General features: G+C 48.1%; 28 protein-coding genes and 1 riboswitch. Of the genes, 23 read left to right on the top strand and 5 right to left on the bottom strand.

Annotated elements, in window-relative coordinates; genetic code table 11:
• Position 1 precedes the first annotated feature (1 nt).
• Positions 2 to 262 carry a DUF2573 family protein gene (locus AF331_RS17120; protein WP_048007073.1) on the top strand — a complete coding sequence of 87 codons (261 nt, stop codon included), beginning with the start codon at positions 2 to 4 and terminating at the stop codon, positions 260 to 262.
• A gap of 122 nt (positions 263 to 384) precedes the next feature.
• Positions 385 to 1,071, top strand: coding sequence for a hypothetical protein (locus AF331_RS17125; protein ID WP_053429280.1), 687 nt, complete (start codon positions 385 to 387; stop codon positions 1,069 to 1,071).
• 66 nt (positions 1,072 to 1,137) lie between these two features.
• Here AF331_RS17125 and AF331_RS17130 read toward each other — a convergent pair whose 3' ends face one another.
• From AF331_RS17130 to AF331_RS17145, 4 genes are all read right to left on the bottom strand, one after another.
• Complete coding sequence (locus AF331_RS17130) at positions 1,138 to 1,779, bottom strand: hypothetical protein (protein ID WP_235576424.1); 642 nt, start codon at positions 1,777 to 1,779, stop codon at positions 1,138 to 1,140.
• Positions 1,780 to 2,365: 586 nt separating this feature from the next.
• Positions 2,366 to 2,674 carry a hypothetical protein gene (locus AF331_RS17135; protein WP_053429281.1) on the bottom strand — a complete coding sequence of 103 codons (309 nt, stop codon included), beginning with the start codon at positions 2,672 to 2,674 and terminating at the stop codon, positions 2,366 to 2,368.
• Between the two features lie 98 nt (positions 2,675 to 2,772).
• Positions 2,773 to 3,111, bottom strand: coding sequence for a spore coat protein (locus tag AF331_RS17140; protein WP_053429282.1), 339 nt, complete (start codon positions 3,109 to 3,111; stop codon positions 2,773 to 2,775).
• 12 nt (positions 3,112 to 3,123) lie between these two features.
• The gene (locus AF331_RS17145) at positions 3,124 to 3,381 is read right to left on the bottom strand and encodes a ferritin family protein (RefSeq protein ID WP_053429283.1); all 258 of its coding nucleotides are present in this window, start codon (positions 3,379 to 3,381) and stop codon (positions 3,124 to 3,126) included.
• A 228-nt stretch (positions 3,382 to 3,609) separates the two neighbouring features.
• On the opposite strand from AF331_RS17145, the gene AF331_RS17150 reads away from it, so the two are divergent.
• Both AF331_RS17150 and AF331_RS17155 read left to right on the top strand, forming a co-directional pair.
• A complete protein-coding gene (locus AF331_RS17150) occupies positions 3,610 to 4,527 on the top strand; it encodes a proline dehydrogenase family protein (protein ID WP_053429284.1) in 918 nt (305 codons plus the stop codon).
• Positions 4,528 to 4,584: 57 nt separating this feature from the next.
• Complete coding sequence (locus AF331_RS17155; RefSeq protein ID WP_053429285.1) at positions 4,585 to 5,082, top strand: GNAT family N-acetyltransferase; 498 nt, start codon at positions 4,585 to 4,587, stop codon at positions 5,080 to 5,082.
• A gap of 31 nt (positions 5,083 to 5,113) precedes the next feature.
• Here AF331_RS17155 and AF331_RS22005 read toward each other — a convergent pair whose 3' ends face one another.
• Entirely contained in the window at positions 5,114 to 5,245 is a 132-nt protein-coding gene (locus AF331_RS22005) for a YuzL family protein (protein ID WP_082347035.1), read from the bottom strand.
• Positions 5,246 to 5,447: 202 nt separating this feature from the next.
• Between AF331_RS22005 and AF331_RS17165 the strand changes: the two genes are divergently transcribed.
• From AF331_RS17165 to sufB, 19 genes are all read left to right on the top strand, one after another.
• Positions 5,448 to 7,832 carry a 3-hydroxyacyl-CoA dehydrogenase/enoyl-CoA hydratase family protein gene (locus AF331_RS17165; protein ID WP_082347023.1) on the top strand — a complete coding sequence of 795 codons (2,385 nt, stop codon included), beginning with the start codon at positions 5,448 to 5,450 and terminating at the stop codon, positions 7,830 to 7,832.
• A gap of 23 nt (positions 7,833 to 7,855) precedes the next feature.
• Positions 7,856 to 9,034, top strand: coding sequence for an acetyl-CoA C-acetyltransferase (locus AF331_RS17170; RefSeq protein WP_053429287.1), 1,179 nt, complete (start codon positions 7,856 to 7,858; stop codon positions 9,032 to 9,034).
• 58 nt (positions 9,035 to 9,092) lie between these two features.
• Complete coding sequence (locus AF331_RS17175) at positions 9,093 to 10,877, top strand: acyl-CoA dehydrogenase family protein (protein WP_053429288.1); 1,785 nt, start codon at positions 9,093 to 9,095, stop codon at positions 10,875 to 10,877.
• Between the two features lie 354 nt (positions 10,878 to 11,231).
• On the top strand, positions 11,232 to 11,588 hold the full coding sequence (locus AF331_RS17180) for an arsenate reductase family protein (protein WP_053429289.1): 357 nt from the start codon (positions 11,232 to 11,234) through the stop codon (positions 11,586 to 11,588).
• Positions 11,589 to 11,683: 95 nt separating this feature from the next.
• Complete coding sequence (gcvH, locus tag AF331_RS17185; RefSeq protein WP_053429290.1) at positions 11,684 to 12,067, top strand: glycine cleavage system protein GcvH; 384 nt, start codon at positions 11,684 to 11,686, stop codon at positions 12,065 to 12,067.
• Between the two features lie 88 nt (positions 12,068 to 12,155).
• Positions 12,156 to 12,389 (top strand): YusG family protein, encoded by a 234-nt coding sequence (locus tag AF331_RS17190; protein ID WP_222115231.1) that lies wholly within the window; start codon positions 12,156 to 12,158, stop codon positions 12,387 to 12,389.
• 135 nt (positions 12,390 to 12,524) lie between these two features.
• A complete protein-coding gene (locus tag AF331_RS17195) occupies positions 12,525 to 12,884 on the top strand; it encodes a toprim domain-containing protein (protein ID WP_048007061.1) in 360 nt (119 codons plus the stop codon).
• Between the two features lie 2 nt (positions 12,885 to 12,886).
• Positions 12,887 to 13,198, top strand: a complete 312-nt coding sequence (locus AF331_RS17200; protein ID WP_048007060.1) for a thioredoxin family protein — start codon at positions 12,887 to 12,889, stop codon at positions 13,196 to 13,198.
• A gap of 239 nt (positions 13,199 to 13,437) precedes the next feature.
• Complete coding sequence (locus AF331_RS17205) at positions 13,438 to 13,791, top strand: hypothetical protein (RefSeq protein WP_048007059.1); 354 nt, start codon at positions 13,438 to 13,440, stop codon at positions 13,789 to 13,791.
• 97 nt (positions 13,792 to 13,888) lie between these two features.
• A riboswitch (SAM riboswitch) is annotated at positions 13,889 to 13,995 on the top strand.
• Between the two features lie 151 nt (positions 13,996 to 14,146).
• Positions 14,147 to 15,157, top strand: a complete 1,011-nt coding sequence (locus AF331_RS17210) for a methionine ABC transporter ATP-binding protein (protein ID WP_048007058.1) — start codon at positions 14,147 to 14,149, stop codon at positions 15,155 to 15,157.
• A complete protein-coding gene (locus AF331_RS17215) occupies positions 15,154 to 15,822 on the top strand; it encodes a methionine ABC transporter permease (protein WP_048013292.1) in 669 nt (222 codons plus the stop codon). The genes AF331_RS17210 and AF331_RS17215 overlap by 4 nt, the downstream gene beginning before the upstream one ends.
• A 15-nt stretch (positions 15,823 to 15,837) precedes the next feature.
• Entirely contained in the window at positions 15,838 to 16,665 is an 828-nt protein-coding gene (locus tag AF331_RS17220) for a MetQ/NlpA family ABC transporter substrate-binding protein (protein ID WP_053429291.1), read from the top strand.
• 74 nt (positions 16,666 to 16,739) lie between these two features.
• Positions 16,740 to 17,105, top strand: coding sequence for a carboxymuconolactone decarboxylase family protein (locus tag AF331_RS17225; RefSeq protein ID WP_053429292.1), 366 nt, complete (start codon positions 16,740 to 16,742; stop codon positions 17,103 to 17,105).
• 237 nt (positions 17,106 to 17,342) lie between these two features.
• The gene (locus AF331_RS22780) at positions 17,343 to 17,519 is read left to right on the top strand and encodes a hypothetical protein (protein ID WP_162838966.1); all 177 of its coding nucleotides are present in this window, start codon (positions 17,343 to 17,345) and stop codon (positions 17,517 to 17,519) included.
• A 306-nt stretch (positions 17,520 to 17,825) separates the two neighbouring features.
• Entirely contained in the window at positions 17,826 to 18,611 is a 786-nt protein-coding gene (gene sufC / locus AF331_RS17230; protein ID WP_048007054.1) for a Fe-S cluster assembly ATPase SufC, read from the top strand.
• 17 nt (positions 18,612 to 18,628) lie between these two features.
• Positions 18,629 to 19,939, top strand: a complete 1,311-nt coding sequence (gene sufD / locus AF331_RS17235) for a Fe-S cluster assembly protein SufD (RefSeq protein WP_053429293.1) — start codon at positions 18,629 to 18,631, stop codon at positions 19,937 to 19,939.
• Positions 19,939 to 21,168 carry a cysteine desulfurase gene (locus AF331_RS17240; RefSeq protein ID WP_053429294.1) on the top strand — a complete coding sequence of 410 codons (1,230 nt, stop codon included), beginning with the start codon at positions 19,939 to 19,941 and terminating at the stop codon, positions 21,166 to 21,168. The genes sufD and AF331_RS17240 overlap by 1 nt, the downstream gene beginning before the upstream one ends.
• Positions 21,158 to 21,598: a Fe-S cluster assembly sulfur transfer protein SufU gene (sufU, locus tag AF331_RS17245; protein WP_048014620.1), complete on the top strand. Its 441-nt coding sequence runs from the start codon at positions 21,158 to 21,160 to the stop codon at positions 21,596 to 21,598. The genes AF331_RS17240 and sufU overlap by 11 nt, the downstream gene beginning before the upstream one ends.
• 39 nt (positions 21,599 to 21,637) lie before the next feature.
• Positions 21,638 to 23,035 (top strand): Fe-S cluster assembly protein SufB, encoded by a 1,398-nt coding sequence (gene sufB, locus AF331_RS17250; protein WP_048007050.1) that lies wholly within the window; start codon positions 21,638 to 21,640, stop codon positions 23,033 to 23,035.
• Positions 23,036 to 23,114 lie beyond the last annotated feature (79 nt).

Below are 23,114 nucleotides of genomic sequence, written 5' to 3' on the forward strand. Positions count from 1 at the left end.
CATGAGTGAATTCGACGATCAGTTTGATGCCTTGATTGAAAAATACACGGAGCTGCTCCTTGGTGAGAGCACATCTGAAAAGAAAGAAATGGTCACACGCTATGCGCTATATTCCTTCATTGCGAAGAATATGCCCGCTCTCGTCAAGCATTGGAACTCCCTTTATCCGGAAGGGAAAGCGGATATGAAAGAGATGGTGGAGCAGATCAAGGAGTGGAACAGGATCCACCGCGAGCAAACGAAAGGCCAGGATGATTCATAAGAGCCATTCCCAAACGGGGCGCAGAATGCGGACCGTTTCGGGTGGCTCTTTTTGTATCCATGTTTTATGGAGAAAGAGAAGGGAAAAGAATCTATATATTCAACAAAAGGTGGTGCAACTCTATGAAAGGATATTATGCCGGAGCGGCGTTTTTGTTGACGGGATTCCTTACGTTGTCGGCGTGCAGCCAGGACAGTAGTGCTTCAGATGACAAGGATCAAAAGGTTACCTCCCAGAAACAAACCGACCAGACCGATGACATGAAGCCTGATGAAATGGAAGAGACGCAAGGGACTTCAGTATCCGATGAAGATGAAATGAATGATCGTAGTGAAGACAAAGAAGAGCAGGCGACAGGGAAACAGGAAGGTGAAAATCAACTGAATGTTGAAGAGGAAAAGTATGAAACAGCTGAAAAAGCAGCAGAGTCCATCAAAGATTATTCAACAGTGGAACAAACCAATACCGATTTGGGGCATGGACTCAAAGCCCTCCAAGAAGGAGCAGCAGGACATGAATATGTTTCATGGAATGAAGGAAATTGGCTGATCAGGGTCGATTTCCCAACTGACGGGCAATATGCCATTGACGGCTATGATGGAGGCCTTGATATGGCCAAAGAGGTCGTTGCCTATCTTGAAGACCACGCTCTTCCTGCTCCGCATGACAGGGGAGTCATCACCATCAACGGATTCAAGGAGCATCCCGGTACGGAAGTGATGTGGCAGGATGGAAAAGTAGTCTATACCATTGATTCAGATGACAAGAATCCCTTCAATGCCATTCAGCGTGCCGTCGATGAAACGTAAGAGTACAAACAAGCCCGTCCCGATGTGTGATGACACACCGGGACGGGCTTTATTATGGAACGGGTATCAGCACCTGTACTGGACATCCGGTTCAGTCAGGTTGTAATAAGTGGTCCTGACCTCCGCCGTCCAGAAAGCAAATGCCTCTCTCCAAGATACGCTCTCAAAGAATTCATCAACGGACTGGTTCTCTGAATCCCATTCAATCAACGTGTTGAGCGGTGGGATACCTCCAAGCCATAGACCGTTCGTCAAATCTGTTCCTTTCTCCCTGACCAGAAGGATCGGGATGCCTCGCTGGAAGGCCATCGCGGGCTCGATCTGAGCAAAGCTCGAGCCCTGCCAAAACGGTTCAGGAGAAGGTGTACCTCCTACATTGGTATCCACCACTTCTACAAGAAAGCGGCGGAAGTTCATAGCCAGCATGCCGTAGCTTGATGATACCAGTCTTCGAACGTTGGTTAAAATGGTTTCCGGATAGTTTTCGGTAATAGGGCCAGTACGGGGGAAAAGAAGGGCTTCTTCCATCTCGGCTATCAGCCGATTAAGGAATTGCTGCTGACGGGGATTGAGGGTGTTGGTAGTACTTAAGAAAACAGGAAGGCGGAACGCCCTGTCCATACACTTCTTGTGAACCATGCACGCATCATCATGATCCGAAGAAGCAGGAGGACCTTCCCCTCTTTGATGTCTTCGGTTTCTTGCCATGTAATCACCTCCATTTCTAGTAATAGTATATGAAAATGATAGAGAAGGGTTCGGACTATTTCTGCAGAACTTAGAAGAGTAGACTTCTGATTATCCTCTCTACCAATCAACGATACCGCCATATGAAAAAAACGCCCTGATAAAAAGGCGTGGATAGTGAGTATACAGAGTAATCGACCAAATCCTAAGTGAATAGGCCATTCTCAAAGGAAACTCAAAAAAGCAAGAAGAAGCGATGTAAGCTCTGGGATGTTAATTGAGGTGATATATGTGTGAAAAGGTGGATGACCAGAAAGCCTTCACCAATCCAAATGCACACAGTGCAGTGAAGCGGAGGCCACCCGACTCCTATGGGAAAAGCGGGCAGGGTGAGACCCTGCAGGCCTGCCGAAGCGGCTCACCGCACGCCCCATGGAAAGCGGGTGGCCGCAGCGGAACGGAACGAACCCCTGTCCCATCCATATGATAGATTCGCTCACCCTACAGCACTCTCCAATTCATCAGCGTACTTCTGAGCATTTATGAACGATGCTTTTTGCTAGTGTTCATAAATGGATTCTCAGTAAGAATAGAAACGCCCCAGTCCTTACACTTGATCCAGATAAACGAAAACATCCTCTTTATCCATGCTTGAAGAAGCCTTCAATACCCTCCATCCCTTCAGCCTGCTTCCACACTGGAAGGAAAGCGATTCTCCTTCTGATACACGGAAGGGGATTTTTTTACTTTTGCACCAGTCGATCTGCAACTGTATGACATGTTCACCTGGAGTGACAGAGAATTCTTCTGTACCACCATTTTTGATCTCCCCCGTTTTTTCCCCATCCACATAAATGTCATAACTGCGCATTTTGTTCATGAATTGTGACTCTCTTGAAATTGTAATTTTCCCCATTTATATCCTCTCCTATCATCTTTTTAATCATCATACCATGATGAGCAGCCAGAGAAAGAAAAAAGCAGACAGGAATGTTCGCCTGTCTGCTTGTGGGATTATTGAATGGGCCCATTCCCCTTATAGGGGAACTGGGATGCGGTCTGCTGGTGCTGCATGAGGGACTGCTGCAGTGTTTGGCTGTCCGCTGCTTCTAGTGAATACCAGCCTTTCCTGAACATTTCATTGTAGAGCTCCCGCTGGGCGTTCTGGGTTTCCGTGAAGACGGAGAGGATGTCCTGGTACAATCCGTCGTGGCTCGCTTCGTTCAATGCGGTCCCGTAAGATGCAGTCATATGCTTTTCCAGTGACAAGATGTCGGTCATGAAGTCCCGATCATTCATCTGTGGCGTGTCGGGTACTTGGGTCTTGGGGTTTTGAATCTTGGACTGATCCATGTGAATTCCTCCTTATGATTGTTGCATCGTATGCTTCTGAAGATGACTCATCAATTGTTCGTAATGTCGCTGATGCATCTGACCGCACCGATCGAGCATGGAGCGGATGGATGGGTCTTGTGAATGGGCAGCGGCAAAATGACATTTTTTCATGGCATTGAGGTTCCATGCCAGCATATCGTTTATATAAAGGGAATCCTTTGTTGTGATCACTTGCGGCGGTTGTTGATAGACGGTACCTTGGGAAGTATTCATTGGTTGTTGGTCCAAAATGGTTCCTCCTTTTCTTAATGGGCGAACATGTATTATTGTGCCTCCCCTACAATCAAGTATTCAGTCGGAACGTTCTCCTGATAAAGTAATCAAACACTATATTCAAACTCGACAAAAGGTGATAGAATGTTGGTAAATATGATAATTGTTTGAACATTTTATTTTTTGGCACTAAAGAAAACGTTTTCCGAATAAAGATAATTGTTCTACAGGGGGCATAACAACATGGAACAGGCAATGCGTAATTTCTTTTTATTCCTTTCAAAAAATAAATCAATGACGAAGCTTGCCAAGAAGTACGGTTTGCGATTCGGTGCCGCACGTTTCGTGGCAGGGTCTTCGATCGTCCAGGCAACAGCAGTAATACGGGAGCTTAACAAACAGAATCTTGCTGTCACCATCGATTACCTTGGTGAATTTGTGGATAATGAAGAAGAGGCGAATGCCATGGCGAAGGAATGTGTTGAGGCCATCCGCGCCATCGGGAAAGAGCATCTGAACTCACAGTTATCCTTGAAGATGACGTCCATGGGACTGGATATCTCAGAGGAAGTGGTCATGAAGAACATGAGGATGATCCTCGATGAGGCTACAAGGCAAAATGTATTCGTTACCATCGATATGGAGGATTATGGACGTTGCGGCCAGACAATCGATATTTTCAAGAGGCTCAAATCCGAATATGACAACATCGGTACGGTCATTCAAGCCTATCTATATAGAACGGAAAAGGATATAGACGATCTTAATCACTACTCACCCAATCTGCGCTTGGTGAAGGGAGCATATAAAGAATCACCCGAAGTGGCGTTCCCAGACAAAAAAGACGTGGACGAGAGCTTCAAGCGCATCATCAAGACCCATCTCCTGAACGGTAATTACACCGCCATCGCGACTCATGATGATGCCATGATCGAATACACGAAACAGCTCGTCGAGGAATATAACATTCCTTACGACCAATTTGAATTCCAGATGCTGTTCGGGATCAGGGTGGAGCGTCAACATGAACTTGTGAAGGAAGGATACAAAATGCGCGTCTATGTTCCGTATGGCACCGACTGGTACGGATACTTCATGAGGAGGCTCGCTGAAAGACCGGCAAACGTCGCGTTTGTTCTAAAAGGGGTCATGAAGAAATAAGAATGGCAAGGACCCCTCAAATGGGGTCTTTTTGGTTGGAGAGAATGGAGGGGTGGAATGGAGTTTATACCGATGGAGATCCGCAGTCCTTATTTTCCAAGGATGGTCAGATTGTACAGCAGGCTTTTTAACGTGGAACGCATACCGATGGAGATCCAGTTCAGAAAACATGCGAAATACCCGGGGCATGAAGGGTATCTTGTGGTGGAGAATGGGGCTGTCATCGGCTACATATATGGGTACACCTCACTCAAAGGCCAGTATTACCACGATCTACTCGCCCGGCATCTGCTACCTGAAACAGATTGGATAAGGGACGCTATGGAACTTGTGGAACTGGGCGTGGCTCCTGAACATAGGGGAAAAGGTATTGCAGGGAAACTCATGGATACCCTCCTTGAAGGAAGGAGGGAAGAAAAGGCACTTCTGACTGTCAGGAAGGAAAATACAGGAGCGATCCGATTATATGAAAGAAAAGGATGGGTGGTCGTAAAGAAAGGATTCTTCCCCCATGTACCGGAGGAATATTTCATCATGGGCAAAAAGCTTACGTAAACAGGCGTTCCCCTAGGAAACGCCTTCCGCATTACGGTTGTTTTTTGTATTGATTGTTCTGACTGTTGCGCTTGCCGCTAGGTTCAGTGCCCGGACCGGCATCCCCTTTGATGCTGGCTGCACTGACCCCGCCTTTTGATGGATCCTTCTTATGTTTGGCCAAGTTTCTCACCTCCACCCTTAGGGTGTCCGCAGACAGAGAAGGAGATGTACCGTTAACAAAAAATAGAATTTTTAAACGTTTAAATATTGCGATAGTTTTGATTTTCGTATATATTATAGGTAGCAGAAACTCATTCGGGTCTTTTTTTTCGACATAAAATGAATGAGTATTCATTCAAAAACCTTCAAAGGGGGAAAATAGATTGGCACGTAGAATTCAGAAAGCGGCAGTATTGGGATCAGGTGTCATGGGTTCCGGCATCGCTGCACACCTTGCAAATATCGGGATCCCCACCATGCTTCTCGACATCGTCCCTAAAAAACTCTCCGACAAAGACGCAGCAAAAGGATGGACCATGGAGCATCCGTCCTTTAGGAATCAATTCAGTGAAAACGCTTTAAAAAAGCTTTTGAAGCAAAAGCCCGCACCTCTCACGGTGAAAGGGAATCTCAGCTTGATCACGGCTGGAAATCTGGAAGACGATCTTGAATCACTGAAAGACTGTGATTGGATCATTGAAGTGGTCGTGGAGAACTTGGATGTGAAAAAACAGGTATTCGAGAAAATCGAGCCGTTCAGAAAAGAAGGGAGCATCATCAGCTCGAATACGTCCGGCATTTCCATCGAAGCGATGAAGGAAGGGCGATCAGAGGACTTCCGCAAGCACTTCCTCGGCACCCACTTCTTCAATCCTCCCCGCTATCTGAAGCTATTGGAGGTCATCCCGACGGGCGAAACCGATCCTGAGGTCCTGACGTTCATGAAGGAATTCGGCGAAGATGTGCTTGGGAAGGGCGTCGTCCTTGCGAAAGATACGCCGAACTTCATCGCCAACCGGATCGGCACGTACGGACTCCTCGTCACGGTGCAGGAGATGCTCAAAGGCGGATACAGCGTCGGCGAGGTGGACTCCATCACGGGTCCAGCCATCGGACGGCCGAAGAGCGCCACTTTCCGGACCCTTGACGTTGTCGGGCTCGATACATTTGCCCATGTGGCGAAAAATGTGTACGACCAGGTGGACGGAGATGAGAAAAACGTATTCGAGATCCCGGCCTTCATCCAGACCATGCTTGAAAAAGGATGGTATGGAAGCAAGAGCGGGCAGGGTTTTTACTTGAAGCAAGGTAAAGAGATCCTTGAGCTTGATCCGGAAACACTTGAATATGGTCAGAGGAAAAAATTGAAAACGGCCTCAACAGAGCTGAGCCGGAATGAAAAAGGCTTGAACAATAAGATGAAAGCATTGGTCTATGCCAAGGATCGTGCTGGTTCCTTACTATGGAATATACTATCTCCGGTCCTTCTTTATTCTGCTGAGCTGCACGGTGAAATCGCCGACGATATCGTGGCCATCGACCAGGCGATGAAATGGGGCTTCGGCTGGGAAAAGGGACCGTTTGAAACATGGGATGCCATCGGAGTGGAGCGGTCCGTCAGTTTAATGAAGGAACAAGGACTGAACGTCCCTGCTTGGGTAGATCAAATGCTTGAAGCTGGGTTCACGACGTTCTATAGCGAGGATGAATCCGGGGAGCGATCCTTCTACCACGAAGGAAGCTACAGAACGGAAGAGAAAAATCCCAAGCATATCAGTTTGAAGCAGCTGAAGAAGCAAGGGAAGGTCATCAAGAAAAACACAGGCGCAAGCCTGATCGATATCGGCGATGGCGTGGCACTCCTCGAGTTCCATTCTCAGAACAATGCCATCGGTCTCGACATCCTGCAGATGATCAATGCTTCCGTTGAAGAAGTGGAGAAGAATTACAAAGGACTGGTCATCGGAAATCAGGGCAAAAACTTCTGTGTGGGGGCAAATCTCGCCATGATCCTTATGGAAGCGCAGGATGATGTGTACGAATTGGATATGGTCGTCCGCCACTTCCAATCGGCGATGATGAAAATCAAGTATTCATCCAAACCGGTTGTGGCTGCCCCGTTCGGTATGACACTGGGGGGCGGAAGCGAAGTCTGCTTGCCGGCAGCCCGCGTCCAGGCAACGATGGAAACGTATATGGGACTTGTCGAAGTTGGAGTCGGATTGATCCCCGGGGGAGGGGGCAATAAGGAGCTTTATATGAAGCACCTGCAGGACCTTCCAAACGGAGTGGAGTTCGATCTTCAGAAAGTAGCGAATAAAGTGTTCGAAACAATCGCCATGGCAAAGGTGTCCACATCGGGTGATGAAGCGAGGGAAAACAATTTCCTCAGTAACCGTGACGGTGTGAGTGTCAATCAGGATCACCAGCTCTATGATGCGAAGCAGGCGGTCCTTGCCCTCCATCAAACCGGGTATCGCGCCCCGCAACGCAAAAAAGTGCCGGTCGTGGGCGAAACAGGCTACGGGACATTATTGCTAGGAGCACAAGCGATGCTTCATTCCGGGTATATCTCGGAGCACGATCTGAAGATCGCCAAGAAGCTTGCCTATGTGATTGCAGGCGGAAAAGTTCCATTCGGTACGGAAGTGGATGAACAGTACCTTCTGGACCTTGAACGGGAAGCGTTCCTCAGTCTTGTAGCAGAACCGAAATCACAGCAGCGGATGCAGCATATGCTCGTTAAAGGAAAACCATTGCGCAATTAATCGAAGGAAGCGGGGGAATCATCATGCGTGAAGCAGTCATTGTCGCCGGTGCTCGTACACCGGTGGGGAAATCAAGGAAAGGTTCGCTTGCCGGGGTGAGACCGGACGACCTTGGAGCACTGGTCGTCAAGGAAACGTTGAAACGCGCAGGCGCTTACGAAGGCAACATCGATGATCTCATCATCGGCTGTGCCATGCCGGAAGCAGAACAGGGGTTGAATATGGCCCGTAACATCGGAGGGCTTGCGGGTCTTCCAGATACGGTTCCGGCCATTACCATCAATCGCTATTGTTCTTCCGGGTTGCAATCCATTGCCTATGCAGCGGAGAAGATCATGCTGGGCCATTCAGACACAGCCATCGCCGGCGGTGCGGAAAGCATGAGCATGGTCCCGATGATGGGGCATGTAGCACGACCGAATCCATCCTTGGCTGAAACAGCACCTGAGTACTATATGAGCATGGGTCACACGGCTGAAGAGGTGGCCAGGAAATTCGGTATATCACGTGAAGATCAAGACGCCTTTGCAGTTAGAAGCCACCAAAAAGCGGCCAGGGCCATCGCAGAAGGAAAGTTCACCGACGAGATCGTACCGGTCGATGTTGTGAGACGCTCCGTATCAGACGCCAATAAACTGGTGGAAAAGTCATTCTCATTTGATACGGATGAAGGGGTTCGGGAAGGAACGAGCTCCGATGTACTGGCAAAACTTCGTCCGGCATTCAACGTAAAGGGATCGGTCACGGCGGGGAACTCATCCCAAACGAGTGACGGGGCAGCTGCGGTCATGGTCATGGATCGCGAAAAAGCGGGCTCACTCGGACTCCAGCCATTGGTGAAATTCAGAAGCTTTGCCGTAGCGGGTGTTCCACCTGAAATCATGGGGATCGGTCCTGTTGAAGCGATTCCGAAGGCCCTCAAGATGGCAGGCCTGGAGCTCTCAGATATCGGCCTGTTCGAATTGAATGAAGCATTCGCATCCCAGTCCCTCCAGGTGATCCGTCATCTTGGTCTGGATGAAGAGAAGGTGAACGTGAACGGAGGGGCCATTGCCTTGGGGCATCCCCTTGGATGCACAGGATCAAAACTCACCCTCTCTCTGATGCACGAGATGAAGAGGCGCAATGAACAGTTTGGGATCGTCACGATGTGTATCGGTGGTGGAATGGGCGCAGCTGGAGTCTTTGAACTGATTGGCTGAGTCCCACCACCCAGAGTTGAATGACCTTATGAAAACAGAGAAATTGGAGGAGACCAAAATGGCAAATCAAACAGATAAATTGATCAAAGGCGGAAGCTTCCTGATTGAAGATGTAACGTATGAGCAGGTGTTCACGCCTGAAGACTACAGCGATGAGCACAAAATGATTGCTAAGACGACGGAAGATTATGTACTGAACGAAGTCGTTCCGGTCATCGAGAATCTTGAAAACCATGAGTTCGATCACTCCGTGCGCCTCTTGAAAGAAGCAGGTGAGCTGGGACTTCTCGGTGCGGATGTACCAGAGGAGTATGGCGGACTTGGCCTCGACAAAGTAAGCTCAGCCCTGATTGCAGAGCGTATGTCGAGAGCAGGAGGATTCTCGATTTCACACGGTGCACATGTGGGGATTGGTTCCCTCCCAATCGTCCTTTTCGGGAATGAAGAACAGAAAACAAAGTATCTGCCGCCTCTTTCCACGGGAGAAAAGCTTGCGGCGTACGCCCTGACAGAACCGGGGTCAGGATCTGATGCATTGGGGGCAAAAACGACTGCCAAATTGAACGAAGCGGGGACCCATTACGTACTGAATGGTGAGAAACAGTGGATCACTAACTCCGCCTTCGCCGATGTCTTCATCGTATACGCCAAGATCGATGGCGAGCATTTCTCCGCCTTCATCGTAGAAAAAGAATTCCCTGGGGTATCGACGGGTCCTGAAGAGAAGAAGATGGGAATCAAGAGTTCCTCCACCCGTACGCTGATCCTTGAAGATGCAGAAGTACCGGTTGAAAACCTCCTTGGTCAAGCAGGTAAAGGGCATATTATCGCATTCAACATCCTCAACATCGGCCGTTATAAGCTAGGGGTGGGGGCAGTAGGGGCCAGCAAGCGAGCACTGGAAGTAACGGTAGCCTATACGAATCAGCGTCAGCAGTTCAAGACGCCGATCTCTTCTTTCAACCTGACAAAAGAAAAACTCTCAACCATGGCATCCAAGCTATATGCCGCAGAAAGCTCCGTCTATCGTACGGTCGGCCTCTTCGAGGATAGGATGAGCAAGCTCTCTGATGAAGAAGTGAAAAACGGGTCGGAAGTGGCCAAATCCATTGCGGAATATGCCATCGAATGCTCACTCAATAAATTCTTCGGTACGGAAGTGCTGGACTACATCGTGGATGAAGGCGTCCAGCTTCACGGTGGTTACGGGTTCATGCAGGAATATGAAATCGAGCGGCTCTACAGGGATTCCCGTATCAACCGGATCTTCGAAGGCACGAACGAGATCAATCGTCTCCTTGTACCTGGCACCTATTTGAGAAAAGCCATGAAAGGCGAACTTCCACTCCTTCAAAAAGCACAGGCCCTGCAGGAAGAACTGATGATGCTCATGCCAGAAGAAGTGGGCGACGAGCCTCTTGCTCAAGAAAAGTACCTGGTACGCAATGCAAAGAAGATCGGCTTGATGCTTGCAGGACTTGCCGCGCAAAAATTCGGTAAGGCCCTTGAGAAAGAGCAGGAAGTCCTTGTGAATATCGCTGATATCGTCTCAGAAGCATATGCAATGGAATCCGTTGTATTGAGGACCGAAAAAGCAATCGAAACGACCGGTTTGGAGAAAGCCAAGCAGAAGCTCCTTTATACTCAGATCTTCTGTCAGGAAGCATTCAACAAAATCGAGCAGCATGCCAAAGAAACATTGGTGGCGACGGAATCAGGTGACACGCTCCGCATCATGCTGTCGGCCTTGAAAAAATTCACCCGCCACACGCCGGTCAACGTCATCGCCCTCAAACGCGATGCCTCCGTGAAACTGATCGACGCTGAAAAATATACCGTGTAAGGAGAAGGGGGCTGCCTGTATGCAGCCCCTTTTTCATGGAGGCATATAGAGTGTGAAAATCGAGAAAGAGCCCGGTATGCAGAACAGAATGTCACTTCATGCAGAGCATGTTCAACCATCACCCCATTTCGCCCCAATGTGATAACTGCGGGAGAGCGGGAGAGACACTTTAGGCGGGAACGTGTGCAGGTTGCGCAATAACAGGATAGCTGAGGAAGAAAAATCTCTCATTAAATGTAACAGACCATAATGGCCGGTCATTTCTCTACAACATTCGACAGCCGGTATTGTTCGTCAAGGACAAAAACGGATATAATGAAGAGGAAAGCACTCAAACGAAAGGTGGTGAAAACAATGGCAATCACATTCTATTCCTACCCTAAATGCGGGACATGCCGCAAGGCGAAAAAATGGCTTGAACAAGAAGAGGTTGACTTCAACGAAATACATATTGTCGAGGAGCCACCGTCTAAGGAAACGCTGAAAGAACTTTATGAAAAAAGCGGACTGCCCCTGAAAAAATTCTTCAATACAAGCGGCATGAAATACAGGGAATTAGGCTTGAAAGACAAGGTAAATACCGCCTCAGACGACGAACTCCTCGAACTACTGGCTTCAGATGGGATGCTGATCAAGCGCCCCCTCACGACCAATGGTCAAAAGGTGACCCTCGGCTTCAAGGAAGAAACGTTTGAAGATGCTTGGAAGTAATGGAAGCAACAGAATATTTGTGCAAGACTTCCTTGCTTTTCTCTTAAAGAATGTGTCAATATTAGTTTGTATAACTAGCATGTGGAGGGATAAAGATGAGCACACCGAAAGAACTGCGTTATTCAGAAGAACATGAATGGGTAAAGTCCGAAGGCGGTAACGTCCGAATCGGAATCACAGCATTCGCACAATCAGAACTTGGTGACATCGTCTTTGTCGAGCTGCCGGAAGTCGGCGATGAAGTCAAAGCGAACGAGCCTTTCGGAAGCGTTGAATCGGTCAAGACCGTTTCTGAACTTTACGCTCCTGTATCAGGAAAAGTGGTCGAAGTGAACGAAGACCTGTCTGACAGCCCTGAATTCGTCAACGAATCTCCATACGAGAAAGCATGGATGGTTGTTGTGGAACCTTCAGACGCTGGTGAAATGGACAAACTGATGACATCTGAAGAATACGATAAAATGATCAACGAAGGCTAAAACAGGAACACCTTGGGATAAATTCTCAAGGTGTTTTTTTATCCGGAGGGGCAAGATAAATTCAACCTTTAAGGAAAGGATGATGGTCATGCTTACACCCAAACAGGCCGATGTGACCGATCGTGTCATTGGAAAAGTGAAGGATGGCTCCATTGAGCTGTTCCTCGATAACCAGTCAATCGGGAAAGTCCCCCTTTCGTTGGAGGGGATCAGCATGCAGCCGAATTTCGAGGCGAAAGAAAACAAAATCTACCAGAGCTATACCTCATCAGAAGGGCATGATGCCCGCTATACGGATTGCGATGAAGGTGGATGGTGTTAGAATGACATCGGGGGATCACCCCCGGTGTTCTTTTGGATCAAATCCTTTGCAAAATCCCACTGACATGAGAAAATAGAGATAATAAGTGGATCTATCAAATCTTTTACTACTTCACTGAAAGTCAAGGTGATTGTCATGGAAGTCGTGGATGAAAAAGTTCTGATCGTAGAAGGGACATCCGACAAACGAAAGGTTAAAGATATCATCAGTGAGCCCGTAGAAATCATCTGTACCAATGGTACGATCAGTCTGACCAAAATGGACGAACTAATCGATTCATTATTCGACAGGGATGTATACATCTTGGTGGATGCCGATGAAGCCGGTGAGAAACTCCGCAAGCAATTCAAGCGGGAGTTCCCCGAAGCGGGTCACCTGTATATCGACAGGATGTACAAGGAAGTGGCGGCTGCCCCGGAATATCACCTCGCTTCCGTCTTGATCGGAGCCAACATTGATGTCCACAAACAATATCTTGGAAAAAGGATGAATTAGCTTTGAAAGAGTTGAACAGCCAGGAAGCGCTGCACACGATACGGGAGAATGAAAGACTGCTTGCGCTCTATCTGTACACCCCCATGTGCGGCACCTGCCAGGTTGCAGGTAGGATGATTGATATTGTAGAGAAACTGCCTCAACCATTCGTTTTTGCAAAGGCAAATCTGAATTACCTGGCAGGATTTGCAACAGAGCATGCGGTCGAAAGCGTTCCTTGCCTCCTGCTATTCAAAGATGGAGTCGAGGTGGAACGGATCTATGCGTTTCAATCTGTACCGTTTTTGTATGAAGCTTTGAATAAGGTAGCATAAAGGGCCGAAAAGGCCTTTTTTTGTTCGAACGATAAAAGAAACTGAAAGATTCTCACGGAAACCACTGCGACTTTTCTACATACCGGGACATATTTCTCGGGAAATGAAGCGAACCCGCCAACTTATTGTCTGTTGGGCCCTTCCTTCGACAGTGCGTCCACAATCTGTCGAGAAAGTACAGGAGGATAAACTATCCAATAGTGGAATTAGTTAAGTATCCGAGATACTGGAGGGGTTGCATGAGAGAGTATTTAGAGAAAGTCGTAGATCAATGCGAGACCAGGTATCACTTACAATTGTTATTTCCAGACACCCCGTTCGTCCTACATTTCCAATGCGGCACTAGCGGCCACAGTCTGTCCATTTCTAATAAGGGCTGCAACGTACTTCCCGATCCTCACCCAGATCCCAACCTGACGATAACGGCTGGAGATGTCCGGCGGTTGATTGCTTTACTTGAAGGGAATGAACGATTGACTTCCCTTGTCGATAAAAAGGAAATCGAAGTCCGTGGAGGTTACCGGCATCTGTTGTTTGCTGAATCGGTGCTTTGGTTGACCCGATTTCACATGGTCGAACCAGTGAGCGTATAATGTGCAAAAAAGAATTGACACCTTGTTTATTCGGTGATAGTATCTGTTTAGTAACAAATTTCTGAGTATTTAGTATGAATAATTGAATAACGTTTATCTCTTATTTAGAGTGGTGGAGGGAAGTGCCCGATGAAACCCGGCAACCGTCAATGAAAATTGACACGGTGCCAATTCACTCGAAGCGAAGGCTTCGACAGATGAGGGAAAGTCAACTATTGAAATAGTATGCCTTTCTGCTTATCGCAGGGAGGCATTTTTGTTTTTCAAATGAGGTTGGATGTTTTAACAATAATGACGTATTTGGATATAATTCCTAGTAAACAGGTGGTTTTACTGATGACGAGGTGGATACAACATGATTACGATTTCTGATGTAAAAAAAATCTTTCAAACCAAAAATGGTACGGTGTCAGCTGTCGATGGGGTGGATATGACCATCAAGGATGGGGAAATCTTCGGTGTCATCGGGTACAGCGGTGCAGGAAAGAGCACGTTGATCCGGATGCTGAATGGGCTCGAGCTACCCACTGATGGATCTGTGGATGTGAACGGTCAAGTGATATCAAAGGCGAAGGGACGTAAACTCCGTGAAGCCCGGCAGTCCATGGGGATGATCTTTCAACATTTCAATCTCCTTTGGTCCCGTACGGTACTTGAAAACATCCAGTTCCCACTCGAGATAGCCGGAGTGCCAAGAGGAGAACGGATCAGGAAGGCGAATGAACTTCTCCATCTGGTAGGACTTGAAGGCAGGGGGGATGCTTATCCGGCGCAACTCAGTGGAGGTCAGAAGCAGCGCGTCGGGATTGCAAGGGCACTTGCGAATGATCCGAAGGTGCTCCTATGTGATGAAGCTACGTCCGCACTGGATCCCCAAACCACGGACAGCATCCTGGATCTTCTTGTTGATATCAATGAGCGTCTTGGGCTCACCATCGTCCTCATCACCCACGAAATGCACGTCATCCGTAAAATCTGTCACAGGGTGGCGGTCATGGAAGCGGGAAAAGTGGTCGAAGAGGGGGATGTCCTAGAGGTATTCCGTAATCCGCGTCAGGAAGTGACGAAGCGCTTCGTGAAAGAGGTCGCACAGCAGCAGGAGTCGGATGACATCCTCGATCAGTATCCGGATGGGAAAGTGTTGAAGCTTACATTCGTTGGAAGCGGTACGGATCAGCCTCTCATCACCTCACTGATCCGAAGGTTCGATCTTGAGGTGAACATCCTTCAGGGCCAGATTTCGCAAACTCAAAAAGGAGCATTCGGCACGCTGTTCATCCATCTGAAGGGTGAACGTGAAATCCTCGATCAGGCGGTCGCCTTCGCTGAAGAACAATCGGTGAAAGTGGAGGTGATGGAGCGATGATCGAGAAAATCTTTCCGAACGTCGATTGGGAAAAGATGTGGGAAGCCACTCTTGAGACCCTGTATATGACTGGTATGTCGGTGATCGTAACATTTGTCCTCGGGCTCGCACTAGGGATTTTATTGTTCCTCACATCAAAAGGGAACATCTGGGAAAATAAGGTGGCCTATTCCATCACCAACGCTGTGGTCAATGTCTTCCGGTCGATCCCCTTCATCATCCTGATCGTCCTGTTGATCCCCTTCACCAAAGTGTTGATTGGTACGATCCGAGGGGCGAACGCAGCGTTGCCTGCTTTGATCATCGGGGCTGCCCCGTTCTATGCCCGCATGGTCGAGATCGCCCTGCGCGAAGTCAATAAAGGGGTCATCGAGGCGGCAAAAGCGATGGGAGCAAAAACGAGCACCATCATCATGAAGGTCCTTCTTCCTGAATCCATGCCTGCCCTCATCTCCGGAATCACAGTGACGGCCATCGCACTGGTCGGTTATACCGCAATGGCGGGCGTCATCGGCGCTGGCGGTCTTGGGAATCTGGCATTCCTTGATGGATTCCAGCGCAGCAGGACCGATGTCACCCTGGCGGCGACCATCTTGATCCTGGTTCTTGTATTCATCATTCAGCTTGTGGGTGATTATTTCACCAATAAAATAGATAAACGATAAAAGGAGAGAATTCAGATGAAAAAATGGTTAGTGGGAACGATTGCAGCAGCAAGTATTGTAGGATTGGCAGCATGCGGAACCGGCGGGAGCAACGGAAGCTCTGGCGATTCAAAGGAACTCGTGGTCGGAGCATCCAATGTCCCTCATGCTGAGATCCTGGAGGAAGCAAAACCAATCCTTGAAAAAGAAGGGATCGACCTCAAGATCGAAACGTACCAGGATTATGTCCTGCCAAATAAAGATCTAGAAAGTGGAGATCTTGATGCCAACTACTTCCAGCACATTCCTTACCTTGAGGGGCAAAAGAAGGAACATGGTTATGACTTCGTAAGTGCCGGAGGAATTCACATCGAACCGATGGCAGTATACTCCAAGAAGCATAAATCCCTTAAGGATATCCCGGAAGGCGGAACCATTCTATTCAGTAACTCCGTTGCAGAGCACGGAAGGATCCTTACCTTGCTTGAAGCAAACGGTCTGATCAAATTGAAGGATGGTATCGATAAAACCCAGGCGACGTTGGATGATATCGCCGAAAACCCTAAAAAGCTGAAATTCGACTACGAATATGAGCCGGCCCTTCTTACTCAGCTTTACAATAATGAAGAAGGCGATGCCGTCGTCATCAACTCCAACTATGCCATTGATAGCGGACTGGATCCGGTCAAGGATTCCATTGCCATCGAAGACAAGGAATCACCGTATGTGAACATCATCGCGGTCAAAAAAGGTGATGAGGACAAAAAAGAAATCAAGGAGCTTGTGAAGGTTCTCCAGTCTGATGAAATCCAGGACTTCATCAATAAAGAGTGGAAAGGTTCCGTGGTTCCGGTCAAAGAATAAATACCAAACATAATCTTTTTGCAATAAGCTCATACTATTTTCGATCACTCGAATTAGAATGGAGCTGAAAGTGAATGCAGGTAGAGCCTAGAAATACAACGGAAGCGGCCCTGCTCGATTATAAGACGGGGCTTGGGATCTTCACTGAAAAAATGCCGGAGCTGGCGCAGCAATACAATGCTTTCACGGAGCACTGTTTCCGTGAAGGGGTATTATCAAAGAAAGAGAAGCAGCTGATCGCCCTTGGCATCAGTTTGTATTCTCAAGATGAGTACTGCATCATCTACCACACAAAGGGTTGTCTCGATCAAGGGTGTACGGAAGAGGAAATCCTTGAAGCCGTGGGGGTGACCGCTGCATTCGGCGGCGGCGCAGCCATGAGCCAGGCGGTCACGCTTGTTCAGCAATCCATGCAGGATCTGAATGAACTGAAGCATTAAAGGGGGGTCTTCGGACTCTCTTTTTTTTGCATTATAAAAGAGGATGAACTCCTTTCAGGAGGATACAGGCGGAAACGTGTAAGAAAGTCTGACAATTTAGTGCAGAACAGGAGTGAAGGATGATTTTCTGAAAAAATCACCCTACACACGTTTTGGCAAAAGAATGGCAGGGTAGTATCCTTAATGAGTAACACAAAAACCTGAAAGGAATGATTCACTATCGACTCTCTTGACAGTATGTCGTACACAAGCGAAATGGAAAAGGCCATGCATGGAGCCCACGGAGTAGGGTACGAGGTGTACAAACGAAAGCATGAAGTTCGGATGCAAGTAGAGAAGCAGAGAGAGAAGGATTATAGGGAAAGCCGCAGGATGATTGCTGCACTCGATCGAAAAGTGCATGCTAATATATAGAAGAATGACGGAGGAGCCGGTGATGGATGAATCACTGGTTTTTCTTATGTATAGAGGTTTAAATGGGCACCCATCCGTGATAAGGTAGGGGTTGTGGGAACATGATTCGCTCATGGGACGGATCATGTATGCAGAAGGGCGTTTGGGCCAACAATAGAAGGGTATTTTTTCCCGTTTCCATGCCGTCCCCTTTTGTCTGAAAAAGTTGATTATAGCTTTTATTTGTTATAAGATTGTAATGATAATAAATTGAGAATGGATAAAGAATCCCTTTATTTCATTTATAAAGTCACGGAGGTAATATACATGGCAGGTTCTACTTTAACAATCAAAGATCTTCATGTGGAGATCGAAGGTAAAGAAATCCTCAAGGGTGTCAACCTTGAAATCAAAGGTGGAGAAATTCACGCGGTCATGGGACCGAATGGTACTGGTAAATCCACTCTTTCATCTGCAATCATGGGTCACCCGAAATACGAAGTGACAAAAGGAAGCATCACATTCGACGGTGAAGATGTCCTTGAAATGGAAGTAGACGAACGCGCACGCGTAGGTCTTTTCCTCGCTATGCAATACCCAAGTGAAATCAGCGGTGTGACGAATGCCGACTTCCTTCGTTCTGCCATCAACAGCCGACGCGAAGAAGGGGAAGAAATCTCCCTTATGAAGTTCATCCGCAAAATGGATTCCGAAATGGAATACCTTGAAATGGATCCGGACATGGCACAGCGTTACCTGAATGAAGGATTCTCCGGTGGGGAGAAGAAGCGTAACGAAATCCTTCAATTGATGATGCTTCAGCCTAAAATCGCCATCCTTGATGAGATCGATTCAGGACTTGATATCGATGCCCTCAAAGTCGTGTCAAAAGGAATCAACAAAATGCGCGGAGAAGACTTCGGCTGCTTGATCATCACTCACTACCAACGTCTATTGAACTACATCACGCCTGATCACGTTCACGTGATGATGCAAGGACGCGTTGTGAAATCCGGCGGTAAAGAACTTGCTCAGCGCCTTGAAGCAGAAGGATATGACTGGATCAAAGAAGAACTGGGAATCAAAGACGAAACTGTCGGCCAAGAAGCGTAAGAGTTAGGGGGATGAATATGACTGTAGAAACGAAACTACCAGTAGATCAAGACTATGTCAGCTCCTACTCAAAACAACTCGGAGAACCAGAATGGATGACGGCCCTGCGTACAGACGCATTCGCCAAAGTCTCAGACCTGAACCTCCCTGTTGCGGATAAAACGAAGATCACCAACTGGAACTTCACTCAATTCCAGAAGCATACAGTCGAAAGTGCTGCGTTTTCATCCATGAGCGAGCTGCCCGAAGAAATAAAAGCATTAGTAGAATCTGAAAGTGAATCAGGCAGCCTGTATATCCAGCGTAATAATACGCCTGCCCACTTGAAGATCACGGACGAACTGAAGGACAACGGCGTCATCTTCACCGATATCTTCACTGCTGTGAAGGAGCACGGTGACCTTGTTCAAAAATACTTCATGACCGATGGTGTGAAAGTGGATGAGAACAAGCTGACTGCCCTTCATGCAGCCCTTTTGAACGGCGGTACGTTCCTTTACGTTCCTAAAAATGTGGAGCTGACTGAACCGGTTCAAGCCGTATTCATCCATGATAATGCGGAAGTAGCCATGTTCAACCACGTACTCGTTGTGGCAGAAGACAATAGTTCTGTCACGTATGTGGAAAACTATATCTCTACAGTGGACGTGGAGAACGGCGTGTTCAACATTGTATCAGAAGTGGTGGCAAAGGATAATGCGAAAGTTGCTTACGGTGCCGTGGATACCCTTAACAGCGGAGTGACGACATACGTCAACCGACGCGGTGTGGCATCACGTGATGCGCGCATCGAGTGGGCACTGGGCCTGATGAACGACGGAGATACGGTTTCTGAAAACGTGACGAACCTGATCGGTGACGGTTCTTACGGCGATACGAAATCAGTTGTTGTCGGTCGAGGCAAACAAAAGCAGAATTTCACCACCAAGGTTGTTCATTTCGGTAAAAATTCCGAAGGCTATATCCTTAAACATGGTGTGATGAAAGATGAAGCTTCTTCTATCTTCAATGGAATCGGAAAGATCGAGCACGGTGCTTCGAAATCGAATGCCGAGCAGGAATCACGCGTCCTCATGCTGAGTGAAAAAGCGCGCGGAGATGCAAATCCGATCCTATTGATCGATGAAGACGATGTAACTGCAGGACATGCTGCCTCTGTAGGGCGCGTTGATCCGCTTCAACTTTACTACCTCATGAGCCGCGGGATCCCTCAGAAAGAAGCTGAACGTCTCGTGATTCACGGATTCCTGGCGCCGGTTGTCAACCAGCTGCCGATCGAGGGCGTGAAGAAACAGCTTGTCGAGGTAATCGAAAGGAAAGTCAACTAATGGATATCCAAGAGATTCGTAAACATTTTCCGATTCTCGACCAGGAAGTGAACGGCCATCCATTGGTGTATCTGGATAGTGCAGCCACCTCTCAAAAACCGATTTCGGTCATTGAGGCTGTGAGCGACTACTATAAAGGCTATAATTCGAACGTCCACCGCGGGGTCCATACCCTCGGTACAAGGGCGACGGATGGATATGAAGGAGCACGTGAAAAGGTACGCTCCTTCATCAATGCGGCGACCACGGAAGAAGTGATTTTCACCCGTGGGACGACGACATCCATCAACACCGTCGCAGCAAGCTACGGCCGCGCCAATGTGGAAGAAGGCGACGAAATCGTCATCACCCACATGGAGCACCATAGCAACATCATTCCATGGCAGCAGCTTGCCAAGGAAAAAGGGGCCGTCCTGAAGTATGTTCCCCTGCAGGAGGATGGAACCATCACCCTGGAGGATGTACGTGCAACAATCACATCCAGGACGAAAATCGTGGCCATCATGATGGTCTCAAACGTACTCGGTACGATGAATCCAATCAAGGAGATCACGAAGATCGCCCATGAAAACGGAGCGGTCATGATGGTGGACGGTGCCCAGGCTGCCCCGCATATGAAGATCGACGTCCAGGATCTCGACTGTGATTTCTTTGCCTTCTCAGGCCATAAGATGGTCGGACCTACAGGAATCGGTGTTCTATACGGGAAGAAGAAGCACCTGGAAGCGATGGAACCGGTAGAGTTCGGCGGCGAGATGATTGATTTCGTCGGCTTGTATGACTCTACCTGGAAAGAGCTTCCGTGGAAGTTCGAAGGAGGCACCCCGATCATTGCAGGAGCGATCGGTTTAGGAGCCGCCATCGACTTCCTCGAAGATGTCGGTCTTTCCAACATTGAAGCCCATGAGCATAGGCTCGCCGCTTATGCCCTTGAAAAAATGAGCGCCGTAGAAGGCATGAAGATCTTCGGACCACAGGATCCTGCGCAGCGTGCCGGACTCGTGACGTTCAACATCGATGACGTCCATCCACATGATGTCGCTACCGTCCTCGACTCGGAAGGCATAGCCGTCCGTGCCGGCCATCACTGTGCTCAGCCGCTGATGAAATGGCTCAATGTATCAGCAACGGCCCGCGCCAGCTTCTACCTGTATAACACAGAGGAAGAGATCGACAGACTGGTTGCGGGGCTAGTGAAGACGAAGGAGTTTTTCAGCGATGTCTTTTAATAACTTAGATCAGCTCTACCGGCAAGTCATCATGGATCATTACAAAAATCCACGTAATAAGGGTTCTCTCGAAGATGGCAGCTTTACCATCGACATGAACAACCCGACGTGCGGTGACCGCATCCACCTTACACTGAAAGTGGAAGACGGGATCGTCCAGGATGCGAAGTTCGACGGAGAAGGATGTTCCATCTCCATGGCTTCGGCATCCATGATGACCCAGGCGGTCAAAGGCAAGGAAATCGACGAAGCACTCAAGCTTTCGAAGATCTTCTCTGATATGATGCAAGGAAATGACTATGACGATGATGTCGATCTTGGAGATATAGAAGCATTACAAGGAGTCGCCAAGTTCCCGGCCCGCATCAAGTGTGCGACGCTCGCGTGGAAGGCGATGGAAAAAGGAGTGCGTGAAGAAGAGCAGAACTAAGCTTTTCTTCTTGCTCCATTAACGAATGGAGGAATCAACATGGCGAAGAAGATGCCTGAGATCGGAGATTACAAATACGGTTTTAGCGATAAAGACGTATCGATTTTCCGTTCAAAACGCGGTTTGACGCGGGAAATCGTTGAAGAGATCTCCCGTATGAAAGATGAACCGAAATGGATGCTTGATTTCCGCTTGAAATCATTGGATCATTTCTATAATATGGCGATGCCTCAGTGGGGAGGAAATCTCCAGGAACTGAATTTCGATGATATCACATATTACGTGAAGCCATCTGAGAAGTCCGAGCGCAGCTGGGATGAAGTTCCGGAAGAAATCAAGCAGACGTTCGATAAGCTTGGGATCCCTGAAGCAGAGCAAAAATACCTTGCCGGTGTATCGGCTCAGTATGAGTCCGAAGTGGTTTACCACAACATGCAGGAAGATCTTGAGGAAATGGGGATCGTCTTCAAGGACACAGATTCTGCTCTTAAAGAAAATGAAGAGCTGTTCCGTGAGCATTGGGCGAAAGTCATCCCGCCTACAGACAACAAGTTCGCAGCATTGAACTCGGCTGTATGGTCAGGTGGATCCTTCATCTATGTACCGAAGGGCATCAAGGTGGATACGCCACTTCAAGCTTACTTCCGTATCAACTCTGAGAATATGGGTCAGTTCGAGCGTACGCTCATCATCGTGGATGAAGATGCGAGCGTTCACTATGTAGAGGGATGTACAGCACCTGTCTACACAACGAACTCCCTTCACTCGGCTGTCGTCGAGATCATCATCAAGAAAAATGCGTACTGCCGCTATACAACGATCCAAAACTGGGCGAACAATGTTTACAACCTTGTAACGAAGCGTGCAGTATGTGAAGAGAACGCAACGATGGAATGGGTCGATGGAAACATCGGTTCAAAACTGACGATGAAATACCCTGCGGTCATCCTTAAAGGGGAAGGCGCTCGTGGTATGACGCTTTCCATCGCACTTGCAGGTAAAGGGCAGCATCAGGATGCCGGTGCCAAAATGATCCACCTTGCACCGAACACGTCCTCTACGATTGTTTCCAAATCCATTTCGAAACACGGTGGGAAAGTAACGTATCGCGGAATCGTGCATTTCGGACGCAAAGCGGAAGGCGCACGCTCGAACATCGAGTGTGACACGCTGATCATGGATAACCAATCCACTTCTGATACGATCCCTTACAACGAAATCCTGAACGATAACATTTCCCTTGAGCACGAGGCGAAAGTATCGAAGGTTTCTGAAGAGCAGCTCTTCTACTTGATGAGTCGCGGAATCTCAGAAGAAGAAGCAACGGAAATGATCGTAATGGGCTTCATCGAGCCGTTCACAAAAGAACTTCCAATGGAATATGCCGTTGAAATGAACCGTCTCATCAAGTTCGAGATGGAAGGTTCAATCGGATAATAATCAACGCAGACGATAAGACGGAGCCCATCTCGGCTCCGTCTTTTTTTATTTATTTCATAAGGAAGAAAATTTATCT

The organism is Rossellomorea marisflavi (assembly GCF_001274775.1).
Lineage (GTDB): Bacteria > Bacillota > Bacilli > Bacillales > Bacillaceae_B > Rossellomorea > Rossellomorea marisflavi.